This is a genomic window from Stenotrophomonas rhizophila, assembly GCF_000661955.1.
Classification (GTDB): domain Bacteria; phylum Pseudomonadota; class Gammaproteobacteria; order Xanthomonadales; family Xanthomonadaceae; genus Stenotrophomonas; species Stenotrophomonas rhizophila.
Genome location: NZ_CP007597.1, coordinates 1,019,610 through 1,032,454, shown reverse-complemented (window position 1 = coordinate 1,032,454; position 12,845 = coordinate 1,019,610). Strand labels below are relative to the sequence as shown.

Here is a 12,845-nt window from a genome sequence, read left to right as displayed (position 1 = left end):
CACAGGCCTGTGGCGGGCAGAGTACCTTCTGGTACCTACCCGCTACAACTTCCTATTTCCCACCCCCTCCCTCAGGGTGACGAGGCCATCTCGCTTACCAATCGAAGCGGTGGGCTTTTCCTGACCACTGGCAGCAACAATCCGTCATAGCGCTCACGCAAATCACGCGACAGCTCAGGCTGCTTCGTGGCCAGTGCTGCGAACTGCATCGCCCCAATCAGGTAGTAGCTAGCAGTTTCGTTACTAAAAATGAACTTCGCATCACCGCCTTCAAGCATCCGCTCGCCCGCTGCAAGCACCTTGTCATGCTGATCCTGAGATGCCGCACCAACAAGCGCCAGCGCATCCCTAACCAATCCCTGTTCCGGCTCACAGGCGAGCCAAGTAGGCTGCTTCCACAACTCGAGCTGCTGGTTCGCATCCAAGTAGGGCACCGTTTCGATGGCCAATGAGAAGATGATTTCTGCGCTCACCTTCGGATCCTCATCCAACGAACAGGTCCTTCCCCGGCTGCGAAGCAGCTCAGCCGCCAATCTATCACCCGGAATGACAAACCTCGTTTCGCCTCGGTTTCCAAGCATGATGGCGTGAAGCTCCCGTGCTGCCTGCTGCTTACGCACAACATGCAAAGGTAAACCTTCAAGCTTGGCGCTCAACGAGCGCGCAGGAACTGCCCCCATATGACGAGCAACGGGCCACGGCGCTGTGAGAAACGCACTGAAATCACCGACATTCGCCCTACGAAATCTGGAAACAGGCGCCTTTAGCTGAAGAATCGGGAAGTAGTCGGAATTCGCCCGTGCTCGATGCTGACTCACATAGGAAAGCAGGGCCGATCGATCCATGACAAAGCTATCTTGCAGGTCGCGCAGACCACCAACACCCACACGTTTGAGATCGGCACTCAACAGCGGGTCAGCAAAAGCGGCTGCATTTAGCGCAGGCACCTTGCCTTTCGGCGATGCCACAAGTATCAGATCGCTCTCGTTTGCAAGGTACGCATTCACATCACTGAAACTAGCGAGCATGCCTGTAAGGACGGAGCTGACCAGTTCCGGATCAATTTCGTAAAGCTGCAGCCACTGGACAAAGAGCCCATCGTCATTGAGCTGGCGCGGCACGAAACCATAAAATTCCTTACTAAACAGCGACGCCGTACCACCCATCCACGGATTGGATGGCTCAGAGATAATTAGGTCGTACCGCTCCGAGGAAGACGAGAAGTATGATTTTGCGTCATCAATGACGATATGCGAGCGAGGATCGCTAAACGCGCGCTCTACGCGCGCTCCAAAATGGCGAGCACCTTCAACCATTGCCGGCTCAATCTCGACCGTATCCACCTGAGCGACTCGTGGACTGCCGAGCAGAGTATGGGTGGTCAAGCCAGAGCCAAACCCGATGATTCCAACACGTTCAAACCTGGGTTTCATGGACATGGGAACCGCGGCGAGCATCACCATGGTCGATTCATCGGCGGTCGGAACCTCCGTGATACCAGCAGCCATGCCAGCATCAACCTTTCCGTTGGTTGCGATGGAACGCATCGCGCCCCCCAAACCATCCTCGTTTGGCGTTTCGTAAACAGCAACGGACGCCGTCTTCCCATCTCGTAGATATAGAATCCTTGAACCTTCTGCAAGACTGGCTTGGCCATGCCTATACACTGACGAAGTCAACATCAGGGGATCGAAATGCACAAACGCGATAGCGCCGAACATCCCTGCCAGAGACAGTGCGAGTGCCTTACCCAAGGAGGTCAAACGCCCTTCAGAATTGGGACTATAGCGATGCAGCAGGAAAAGACCTAGCGTCAGGTCAATAGCTGCGCCAGTTGCAAGCGCCATCTTCAAACCGATGAGCGGAAGCAGGACATGCACTGCGAGCAGGACACCTGCGATGGCCCCGAGCGTATTGAACGCGTACACCTGACCAATCGCTTTCTCGCCGTCGCCCCGTCGCAGCAATGCGAGGGTCAGCAATGGCAAAACCATACCGGCGAAGAACGCCGCAGGGAACATTACCAAGAGCGAAATGACGCCACTTGCAACATTATAGAGTCCGTATCCCTCAGCACTACGGACAATGACCCGCATCAACCAACCCACCCACTCAAATGAGTTGGCATAAACGAACATGGACGTCAGTGCAGCAAGCCCCATCCAAATCTGCACCCACCCCGCCGTTGCCAGCGGAGATGCCAGCTTATCGGCACGGGATCGAAGCCATAGGCCACCGAACGCAATACCTGCAATAAACGACGCCAACATCAGCTCGAAAGCATGGATGGTGGTACCCAATGCAAGCGACAGCATCCGTACCCAAGTAATTTCGTAAACAAACGATGACGCGCCCGTCAGGGCCGCCACGGCTAGTACAAATGGTAGGTCGCCACTCCTCTGCACACTTGCATTCTTCAACAGAGGCGCTGGCTGGCGCTCCACCTTGCTAAGCGGATACACCGCAATTGCGATCAAGATATTGAGCAGGCCTGCTGAGAGAATCGTTCCTGGCAACCCCACCCAGGGCAACAGTAGATATGTGGAAGCAAGGGCGCCGAGAGCAGCGCCGATACTGTTCGAGAAATACAATCCAGAAAGAACACGCCCCTCGATATTGGGAATGATCCTCATAAACCCCGCACTCATCAGCGGAAAGGTTGCCCCAAGCAGGACACACTGAGGCAGGACCAGGAACGTTGCCAGGCCCCAGCGCACTCCATTTACGCCGCCACTTCCCACGCTCGAAAAGACACTGTCGTACGCCCACTGTGTGACAGATTGGAAGAGCGGATCGAATCCCAGCCCCAGCAAACCGATTACCAGCTCAATTACAGCATATGCCAGCAACGGTCGCTTCAGGCGATCGCTGCGCCGGCTCACCAGCCATGCCCCGCCCGCCATCCCACCCATGAACAAGAGCAGGACTAGGGACTGGGCATAAGAAGAATGACCAAGAAACAAGCCAAGATATTGCGTCCAGATCGACTGATATATCAGACCGGAAAATCCGGACAACACAAATACCCACAACAGCAGCGTGCCGCTGCGCCTGTTTGAAGAGTCCACTTTACACCCCAATAATGCTTAACCAGATAACATGAATGCAGCAGCATCCCCCAAGGTCACTACGGCACTACGACAGACTAATCCCCACAGGGCCAGCTTCAACGTCGCGAATTGGACAGGCACTTAACAGGTTCAGGCCCGACACCTGGATCGGCGCGAACCAAGCACAGTCCACGCAGCGCATCAGGTTCCTGTACAACTGGATGGTAGATAGCGTTGCGCCAAGCTGGAGGTACAATGCCAAAAAATGTTTCCCGAAGGCGACTGACCCGCCACGAGAGGTGCTCCTGCGGCGCCAAGAGGCGTCAGTACGACGGATCCACCGCCAGCTTTCGGTGTAGTCATTATGGTAATAACACCGGAAGACGAATCAACGGCTGTCGATGCAACGTTGCCGGACTTGTCCACCCCTGATGTCAAAGCCGCACCCAAACTGAGATCTGTAGCGTTACTCGATGCATTCGTCACGACAGTGGCCTTTAACCCACTGGCAAGCACCAATGCCTCCGAGACTCTGGCCCTCACGACGTAGTCTTGATACGACGGAACCGCGATGGCGGCAAGTATGGCCACAATCGCAATAACAATCATAATCTCAACGAGCGTAAAACCTCTATTGACTTGCGCGCTCACGTTACATCCCCCTGATGTGTTGTTGCGCCAGATCTAAACTATTCACCGGCGCCAAGAAAAAAGCCCTCGAAATTCCGAGGGCTTCGTTCAACACCGGGCGAACAGCTTGCGCTGCAATTAGACGCCGGTGCAGCTGCTCGGCAGATACTTCTGCTTCAGGGTCGACGTGCAGACCCACACAATGGTGCCTTCCGGCGGCGTGCCAGCCTTAAGAGCGGCGCCGCCAGCGTTCGGGGTCAGCACGACGTTGCCGCCGCCAGCCTTGGAGGTGGTCGCAACAGTGATGGCACCGGTACCCGAAGCGATGGCGGTGGTGTCAACGTTGGGCGAACCATCGGTCTTACTGGTCAGCGTTGCGCCCTTCCCAAGATCACCTTCGCCCTGAGCGGCGTTGTCGGCAACGACCACCTTCAGACCATCAGCCAGCACCATGGCCTCGGAAACGCGCGACTTGACGACATAGTCCTGGTAAGCCGGCAGTGCAATGGCGGCCAGGATGGCGATGATCGCGACAACGATCATCAGTTCGATAAGGGTAAAGCCCTGCTGCTTCTTCATGAGTACATCCCCAAGAGGTAGATAGTAAGTGGACACAGGGCCGAAGCCTGACCGGCTTGCCGGTTGAGCAAGGCCATCGCCCGTGCGGTTGGATCCAAGCAGGTTGCGTGCCAACTTCTCAGCAATGCTCCCCAGCATTCCCCGGCGCAATGATGGCAGCAATCTTCAGGATTGGAACCCCCCACACAGAAATCTGCGACCAATCCGTCAGTGTGACGTGTTGCGTCACCTTGTGACCCGGCAGGTCCCTCGGTTTGAGTCACGATTTCGTTCGGCAGGGGATGCCACCCACGCCCGGAACCGGCTACCATGCGCCGAGATAGCCCGCCTGGGGATGGTGTGGCTGGGGAGCCCTGTATGTCCGTTAGCCGTAGTGCAATCAAAAAAGAGCCCGTGGCGCGAAGCACCACGGAGCTGCAGCCGTTTGTCTGGGAGGGGACCGACAAGCGCGGGATCAAGATGAAGGGCGAGCAGCCCGCCAAAAATGCCAACCTGCTGCGCGCGGAACTGCGACGCATGGGCATTATGCCAAATGTGGTCAGGCCCAAGCCAAAACCGCTTTTCGGGGCCGCGGGCAAGGCGGTGGGTGCAAAAGATATCTCATTCTTCAGTCGCCAGATGGCGACGATGATGAAGTCTGGCGTGCCGATCGTCAGTGCTCTGGAGATCATCGGTAGCGGACACAAGAATCCCCGCATGAAGAAGTTGGTGGGGACTATCCGAACGGACATCGAAGGCGGTTCGTCTTTGTATGAAGCCATCAGCAGGCATCCTGTCCAGTTCGACGAGCTCTACCGCAACCTAGTGCGAGCCGGTGAGGGCGCGGGCGTTCTAGAGACCGTGCTTGATACGGTCGCTACATACAAAGAGAACATCGAAGCACTTAAGGGCAAGATCAAGAAGGCGTTGTTCTACCCGGCAATGGTGGTAGTGGTCGCACTTGTCGTCAGTGCCATTCTCCTCTTGTTCGTTGTCCCACAGTTCGAAGAGGTGTTCAAAGGCTTCGGTGCGGAGCTTCCTGTTTTCACCCAGATGATCGTAGCCATGTCACGCTTCATGCTCTCGTACTGGTGGCTCCTTCTGATCATTTCCGTTGGCTCCGTGGTCGGCCTGCTTTTCGCCTACAAGCGATCACCATCCATGCAGCACACCTTGGACCGGCTGATTTTGAAAGTTCCGGTGATCGGTCAGATCATGAACAATAGTTCAATTGCCCGCTTTGCCCGCACCACTGCAGTGACCTTCAAGGCCGGTGTACCACTGGTAGAGGCGCTCGGGATCGTAGCGGGCGCTACCGGCAACAAGGTCTACGAAGAGGCCGTGCTGCGCATGCGCGACGACGTGTCTGTCGGTTACCCCGTCAACATGGCCATGAAGCAGGTCAACCTGTTCCCGCACATGGTGGTGCAGATGACCGCCATCGGTGAAGAGGCCGGCGCTCTGGATGCGATGCTGTTCAAGGTGGCCGAGTACTATGAGCAGGAGGTCAACAATGCCGTTGACGCACTCAGCAGCCTGTTGGAACCGATGATCATGGTGTTCATTGGTACCATTGTTGGTGGCATGGTGATCGGCATGTACCTGCCCATCTTCAAACTCGGCGCCGTCATCGGCTAAGGTAACAATGGCATTTCTCGACCAGCATCCCGGTCTCGGCTACCCCGCCGCGGCCGGACTGGGGCTGCTGATCGGCAGCTTCCTCAACGTAGTCATCCTGCGCCTGCCCAAGCGGCTGGAGTGGCAGTGGAAGCGCGACGCCCGCGAAGTGCTGGAAGAGCCGGACATCTACGAGCCGCCGCCGCCGGGGATCGTGGTGGAGCCATCGCACTGCCCGCACTGCAAGCACAAGCTTTCTTGGTACGAGAACATCCCGCTGTTCAGCTGGCTGGCCCTGCGTGGCAAGTGCCGCCATTGCCACGCCCCCATCTCGATCCAGTACCCACTGGTGGAGCTGGTGACCGCGCTGCTGGTGCTGGCCAGCGTGTGGCAGTTCGGCTTTGGCTGGCAGGGCTTCGGCGCGATCGTGCTGAGCTGCTTCCTGGTGGCCCTGTCCGGGATCGACCTGCGCACCCAGCTGCTGCCGGACCAGTTGACCCTGCCCCTGATGTGGCTGGGCCTGATCGCGGCCAGCGACAATCTCTATATGCCGGCCAAACCGGCCCTGCTGGGCGCCCTGGCCGGCTACCTGTCGCTGTGGTCGGTGTGGTGGCTGTTCAAGCAGATCACCGGCAAGGAAGGCATGGGCCACGGCGATTTCAAGCTGCTGGCCGCGCTGGGGGCCTGGTGCGGCTTGAAGGGCATCCTGCCGATCATCATGTTGTCCTCGATCGTCGGCGCCATCATCGGCTCGATCTGGATCTACTCGCGCGGCCGCGACCGTGCCACGCCCATCCCGTTCGGGCCGTATCTGGCCGTCGCCGGCTGGATCGTCTTCATGTGGGGCGAGCAGATCATCAACGCCTACATGGGCTACGCTGGCCTGCGCTGAGGGCCGGCCGATGAGCAGCTACATCATCGGCCTGACCGGCGGCATCGCCGCCGGCAAGAGCGAGCTCAGCCGCCGCTTCGAGGCGTTGGGCATCACCGTGGCCGACGCCGACGTGGCGGCCCGCGACGTGGTCGCCCCCGGCAGCGAAGGCCTGGCCCGGATCACCGCACACTTTGGACCCGACATCCTGCTGGCCGATGGCCAGCTGGACCGTGCGGCGCTGCGCGAGCGCATCTTCGCTTCCGCGCAGGAGCGCCAGGCCCTGGAAGCCATTACCCATCCGGCGATCCGGCAGCAGCTGCGCGCCACCTGCGAGCAGGCCACCGGGCCTTATGCGATGGCCGCCATTCCGCTGCTGGCCGAGGCCGGCGGCCGCCAGCAATACCCTTGGCTCGACCGGGTGCTGGTGGTGGACGTGCCGGTGGCGGTGCAGCACGCACGCCTGCTGCAGCGCGATGGCATTACGGCCGAACTGGCCGACCGGATGATTGCCGCCCAGGCCAGTAGGGAACAGCGCCTTGCCTTGGCCGATGACGTGGTGGTCAATGATGGCCAGCCGGAGCATCTGCAGGCGAAGGTGGAGCAGCTGGACCGCCTGTACCGCGAATTGGCGACCAGCCCCCGGTAGAGCCATCCCATGGGTGGTTGCGCGATTATCTTATGCCGTGAAGAGCAGCCACCCATGGGGTGGCTCTACCTGCGTGGGATTCGCGGGTGCCGCCTTACAGCGCTGGCGCGAACGTCAGTGTGGCCACCACGCCGCGCTCAACACCCGGGCGCACACTCACCTGCCAGCCGTACAGGTCGCACAGCCGGCTGACGATCGACAGGCCGATGCCGCCGCCCTGCGAATGGCCGGCATGGGTGCCGCGGTAGCCGCGCTGGAACAGTTTGGCCGCGTCTTCGGCGCTCAGGCCGGGACCGCTGTCGATCACGTCCACGCGGTTGCCACTGACCCGCACGCGCACCGAGCCTTCCTGCGAATACTTCACGGCGTTGCCGATCAGGTTGCCCAGCGCCACCGACAAGGCCGATTCGGGCGCATCGATGACCAGATCGCGGTCGCCCTCGAGCACGAGCTCCAGCGGCTTGCCGCCCAGCTGCGCACGGTGCGCGTCCAGCAGCTGCTCGGTCACGCGCGCGACATTGCTGTTGCCCTGCCCGCGCTCGTTGCGCGACAGCAGCAGCAGCGACCCGATCAGGTCGGTGCATTGCTGTTCGGCGCGCTGGATGCGCTGCAGGCGCTGCACCACTTTTTCGTCCAGCCCCGGGCGCGCCAGCAGCAGCTCGGTAGCGCCGCGAATCACCGCCAGCGGCGTGCGCAGCTCGTGGCTGACGTCGGCGTTGAACTCGCGATCGCGCTGCACCACTTCGGTGAGCCGCGAAGAATAGTCATCCAGCGCCTGGGCCAGCTGGCCCACTTCGTCATCGGGGAAGCGCGGGGCCAACGGCTCCGGTTCGCTGGTGCCGCCGCGATAGGCGCGCAGGCGCGCGGCCAGGTCGGACACCGGCTTCATCACCTTGGACGCCGACCACCAGCCCAGTACCAGCGACAGCACGCTGAAGACCAGGACGGAGAAGAACAGCGCGCGGTTGAGCTGGGCTTCGCCGCGGATGCTCTCGGTCATGTCGTACGCGAGGAAGAACCACGCATCCGGCGTCTTGCGGACGGCCAGCTTGTAGGAAAACGGACGATTCTCTTCGTCCACCCCGGCCACGTTGTAGTTGCCCGTGGCGTAGGCAGCCCATTCCGGTCGCTCCTCACGTACCCGGTCGAACTTGTCCTTGGGGTAGGCAAACGCGCGCACCTGCTGGAAAGGCACCTCCGGGCTGCGGCCCGGATCGAGTTGATACCGCATCGCGAACTCGTCGATGTTGCGGTTCAACACGTCTTCCACCAGCTGGTTTTCCACGCGTGCGCGGGTCCAGTTGGTGGCAAACGCAAACAGCGCTGTCAGGCACAAGCCCAACAGCGCGAAGGACACGATGATGCGACTGCGCAGCCGACGCCGGTACGGTGCCCGGCGGCGCTCCCCCTTCGCCGTCACCGGATCAGGCTTCCGGGGCGGCGATGCGGTATCCGATGCCATGGCGGGTCTGGATCAACGGCACCTCGAAGGGCTTGTCCACCACTGCACGCAGGCCGTGGATGTGCACGCGCAGCGAGTCCGAATCCGGCAGTTCCTCGCCCCACACGCGGGTTTCCAGCTCCTGCCGGGTCACCACGGCCGGGGCCGCTTCCATCAGTGCCTGCAGGATCTTCAGTGCGGTCGGGTTGAGCTGAAGCAGCTTGCCCTGGCGGCGCACTTCCAGCGTGTCCAGGTTGTATTCAAGGTCGCCGGTTTCCAGCACGCGGGTCTGCACGCCCTTGCCGCGACGCGACAGGGCGTTCAGACGGACTTCGACTTCCTGCAGCGCGAATGGCTTGATCAGGTAGTCGTCCGCACCGGAATCGAACCCGGCCAGCTTGTTGTCCAGCGAATCCCGTGCGGTCAGCATGAGCACCGGGGTCTGCTTGCGTGCTTCGTTGCGAAGCTTGCGGCAGACCTCGATTCCATCCATGCCCGGCAGATTGAGATCCAGCACGATCGCGTCGAACTCATGGACCACCGCCAGATGCAGGCCGGTCACGCCATCGGCGGCGAAGTCGACAGTATGGCCACGGTCTTCGAGGTAGTCACCCAGGTTGGCGGCGATGTCGCTGTTGTCTTCAATTACAAGAATTCGCACTGTGACCTCTAGTTGGAGAAATTGCCAACGCGCTGCGCCTTGTTCATCTGCAGCTGCGCATCGTTCTTCATGCGCTCACGCTGGGCGAGAGTCAAACACTGGGTAACCGCGAAATTGGAGCCGGTTGCCTTCTCACGCCGACATATTAGACGGCTATCCTCGCGCGCCTGTGTCAAAACCGTGTTCACGATCTGCTGGTCGTTGAACAGATCGGTCTTGGCAGCGGCGGGAATGGACGCCTCCTGCGGGAAGCGTTCCAGGGTGATACGCATACGCCCCAGTGCTTCACGAACGCGACTGCGATCTTCAAGCTTGAGTTCAGAGTACGTCTTGCCATCGTTCATATCGACATCGATGCGCTGGAGTTGTTCAGCCAGCGGTTTGCCGGTGGCGAACACTTCGTCTTTGGCGGCCTGCACCCCACCGGAGGCCAGCAACAGGAGCGACGCAACGGTGGCGAGCTTCATGCGATTCATTTCAACCAATCCTTTAGTCAGCCTGAACAGAACGCCGACTGTATCCCTGTCGGGTTTCCCTCAGCAAGTGAGTTTTGGCAGGCGCGGACGCCCTTGGAAAAAGGCCCAGACGGTAAACCGCCTGGGCCTGAAGTGTGTTCCCGATTACCGATCCTGCTGAGGAGGGCAGAGCTGCGGTTCGTCGAAGCCTACGCCGGGGTCGATTAAACCGGTGTTAAGCGCTCCGAAAGGTTTCGGAAAACCAATCAAGCCTTTGAAATGGAAGGCTTTTTCATGGATGCCACGTGATCGATGATGCGGCCGGCCAGGTCGGCTTGGCAGATCGCCTCGATGCCCTCCAGCCCGGGCGTGGAATTGACCTCCAGCACCAGCGGGCCGCGGCTGGAGCGGATCAGGTCGACGCCGGCCACGCTCAACCCCAGCGCCTTGGCCGAGCGCACCGCCACCTGCTGTTCGGCGCGGCTGGCCTTGGCCGCGCGGGCACTGCCGCCGGCATGCAGGTTGGAGCGGAAATCCCCGTCCGGGGCCTGGCGCTGCATGGCGCCCACCACCTGGTCGCCGACCACCAGGCAGCGCAGGTCGGCGCCCTGGGCCTCGCCGATGAATTCCTGCATCAGGAAGTTGGCGTACAACCCGCGCAGTGCCTCGACAATGCCGCGCGACGCGCTGGCCTTCTCGGTCAGGATCACCCCCCTGCCCTGGGTGCCCTCATTGAGCTTTACCACGTGCGGCGGCGGGCCGAGCATCGACAACAGGTCGACGGTGTCGTCGGGGTTGTCGCCGAAGACGGTCACCGGCATGTCGATGCCCTTGGAGGCCAGGATCTGGTGTGCACGCAGCTTGTCGCGGGCCCGCAGGATGGCGTCGGAGGGGTTGGGCGTGCGCGCGCCCATCATCTCGAACTGGCGCAACACCGCGGTGCCGTAGCGGGTGACCGAGGCCCCGATGCGCGGGATCACCGCATCCACCCCGGTGATCGGCCGGCCCTTGTAATGCATGGTGAAGCCGTCGGCGGCGATCCGCATGTAGCAGCGCAACGGATCGAGCACCCGCACGGTGTGGCCGCGGGTGCGCGCGGCTTCGACCAGGCGGCGCGTGGAGTACAGCTTGCTGTTGCGGGACAGGATGGCGAGTTTCATCGCGGTGCGAAGGGGCGGGAAAGCGCGCAGCATAGCGCGGGGCTACCGTGTCCAGATGACGGTGTGCGCCCGCGCATGCATGCCCCCGGATGAATGCCCGGTCAGCCCTTGGGCACCGCCAGCCGCGCGCGTAGGCCACTGCCGCCCACCGACACTGCGGTCTGCCGCCACTCCACCACCACGTACAGGGGAACGTTCACCAGCGGCTCCCGATGCCAGCCATCGGCGTCTGCCCATTCGGTATAGGCCTGCAATTCCAGACGGCCGTCGTCGCCCGCCGCGAGCACCTCCAGCCAGGCGCTGCGACGCTGCTTGCCCTGCCCGGCAAACACATGGCGCCCCACCGCCTGCCAGCGGCCGTGCCAGTAGACCAGCCACACGCCTTCCACTGGCCGATGGGTGGCGTCCAGGCAGGAGCCGGCCACCACAATGCACTGGCCGCCGGGACTGGCAATGACGTTGTCCAGATCGCAGACGTGGCGCCCGCTGTCAACGCCGTCCAGGGCCAGCGCGTACGGCTGCGTGCGCGTGAACAGCTCCGGGTGTGCGGTCAGCCGCAGGTCGTCGGGCAACAGCAGGCCTGCGCTGAGCTCGCGACCATCGGGCAGGCGGTGACGCAGCTGCGCATGCATCGGGCTGGCCAATGCCGGGTCATCAGGCGCCAGCCAAAGGCCGTGGTACGCAACCAGCGCAGTGGCCACATGCGGCTGGCGCAGCACCCACGCCGCCGCGGCGGCGTCCCCGTCAGCCTGGCGCCGTTCGCCGAGCATCTGCCAGAACACATGGGGGACCGCATTGAAGTGAAGCAGGACCTTGCGCTGCGCGTCATACCCAAGCACCGCCCCACTGCGGTCAACGTAGGCCAACGTGAGGCGCAGCGGCGTTCCTGCCAGGTCGGTCCACGTGCTGCTTCGCGCATTTCCGCCTTCGCAGGCGATGTCACCCACGATCGCACCGTCGCGCAACATCTGGGTGCAGTACGCGGGGCCACCCATGCCCAGCTCGGCCCAGCCCAAGGTCACATCGCCGGTGGGGGGCTGGCGGGCGAAGGGCGACAACGGCGTCGAGTGCAGTGTCGCGCCACCGACCGGCAGCACGTCGCCGGCCAGGTCGAAGCGCTCCAGCACGCTTTGTACGGCAATAGAGGCGGCCAATGCCGCAATCACGCCCAATGGCGACCACCAGGCGATGCACACCGCCACCAGCACCCCAATGGGCAACCAGCGGGTGTAGCGACGCAACGCCGTACGGTCGGCGGGTCCCGGCGAGGGCGACACGGCGCGCTTACTCCCGCGGGACATGCGGCGCATCCATCCGCACCTTTGGGGTGCAGACACTGTCGTACTGCGCGGTGGCCAGCCAGTCGAGGTTGGTTCCTGCCGGAATGCGCGCTACCGGTCCGTCGATGGTGCTGCGCTCCCAACCTTCTCCGCGTCGCCGTGCGGCATATCGCAGGTCCCACTGCCCCTTCTCCAACTGGTACATCGCGACGCTGCCCCGGGTGCAGTCGGCCTCGATCCGGTACGTTTTGTAGCCAGGCACACGCCCTTCCACGCGACGCGTGCCATCGGGCAAGGTGGTGCGCGTCGACACCGTCGCCTGTACGCCGGGCTCGGCCGGAAACTGCTCCAACGGCGGCAGCACCGCCCACGCGGGCGCGACCATTGCGGTGAAGGCGGGCACCAGCAGATACCGCAGTCGAGACGCTGTGCGGTCGACACTGCGACGGATCATGAACGTTCCTTTTTCAGAT

General features: G+C 61.8%; 12 protein-coding genes. 3 read left to right on the top strand and 9 right to left on the bottom strand.

The genetic code is table 11. From position 1 onward, the window contains the following. Positions 1-71: 71 nt before the first annotated feature. From DX03_RS04355 to DX03_RS04345, 3 genes are all read right to left on the bottom strand, one after another. Positions 72-3,068 carry a fused MFS/spermidine synthase gene (locus tag DX03_RS04355; protein WP_051598743.1) on the bottom strand — a complete coding sequence of 999 codons (2,997 nt, stop codon included), beginning with the start codon at positions 3,066-3,068 and terminating at the stop codon, positions 72-74. A gap of 183 nt (positions 3,069-3,251) precedes the next feature. Then, complete coding sequence (locus tag DX03_RS21540; protein WP_038686629.1) at positions 3,252-3,659, bottom strand: pilin; 408 nt, start codon at positions 3,657-3,659, stop codon at positions 3,252-3,254. A gap of 159 nt (positions 3,660-3,818) precedes the next feature. After that, positions 3,819-4,259 (bottom strand): pilin, encoded by a 441-nt coding sequence (locus DX03_RS04345; protein WP_038686627.1) that lies wholly within the window; start codon positions 4,257-4,259, stop codon positions 3,819-3,821. A 357-nt stretch (positions 4,260-4,616) separates the two neighbouring features. Between DX03_RS04345 and DX03_RS04340 the strand changes: the two genes are divergently transcribed. Genes DX03_RS04340 through coaE form a run of 3 tightly spaced genes read left to right on the top strand, consistent with a single transcriptional unit; the run spans position 4,617 to position 7,375 of the window. Next, positions 4,617-5,876, top strand: a complete 1,260-nt coding sequence (locus tag DX03_RS04340) for a type II secretion system F family protein (RefSeq protein ID WP_038686625.1) — start codon at positions 4,617-4,619, stop codon at positions 5,874-5,876. 7 nt (positions 5,877-5,883) lie between these two features. Beyond that, positions 5,884-6,747, top strand: a complete 864-nt coding sequence (locus DX03_RS04335; RefSeq protein WP_038686623.1) for a prepilin peptidase — start codon at positions 5,884-5,886, stop codon at positions 6,745-6,747. Between the two features lie 10 nt (positions 6,748-6,757). Beyond that, a complete protein-coding gene (gene coaE, locus DX03_RS04330; protein WP_038686621.1) occupies positions 6,758-7,375 on the top strand; it encodes a dephospho-CoA kinase in 618 nt (205 codons plus the stop codon). 94 nt (positions 7,376-7,469) lie between these two features. Here coaE and DX03_RS04325 read toward each other — a convergent pair whose 3' ends face one another. The 6 genes from DX03_RS04325 to DX03_RS04300 form a co-directional block, all read right to left on the bottom strand. After that, complete coding sequence (locus DX03_RS04325; RefSeq protein ID WP_051598742.1) at positions 7,470-8,837, bottom strand: sensor histidine kinase; 1,368 nt, start codon at positions 8,835-8,837, stop codon at positions 7,470-7,472. Next, entirely contained in the window at positions 8,800-9,477 is a 678-nt protein-coding gene (locus DX03_RS04320; RefSeq protein WP_017356179.1) for a response regulator transcription factor, read from the bottom strand. The genes DX03_RS04325 and DX03_RS04320 overlap by 38 nt, the downstream gene beginning before the upstream one ends. Before the next feature lie 8 nt (positions 9,478-9,485). Next, positions 9,486-9,953, bottom strand: coding sequence for a hypothetical protein (locus DX03_RS04315; RefSeq protein ID WP_244880180.1), 468 nt, complete (start codon positions 9,951-9,953; stop codon positions 9,486-9,488). Between the two features lie 245 nt (positions 9,954-10,198). After that, positions 10,199-11,092 (bottom strand): 30S ribosomal protein S6--L-glutamate ligase, encoded by an 894-nt coding sequence (gene rimK / locus DX03_RS04310; RefSeq protein ID WP_038686616.1) that lies wholly within the window; start codon positions 11,090-11,092, stop codon positions 10,199-10,201. Between the two features lie 101 nt (positions 11,093-11,193). Continuing rightward, entirely contained in the window at positions 11,194-12,393 is a 1,200-nt protein-coding gene (locus DX03_RS04305; protein ID WP_051598966.1) for a hypothetical protein, read from the bottom strand. Next, complete coding sequence (locus DX03_RS04300; RefSeq protein ID WP_038686611.1) at positions 12,377-12,826, bottom strand: hypothetical protein; 450 nt, start codon at positions 12,824-12,826, stop codon at positions 12,377-12,379. The genes DX03_RS04305 and DX03_RS04300 overlap by 17 nt, the downstream gene beginning before the upstream one ends. Positions 12,827-12,845 lie beyond the last annotated feature (19 nt).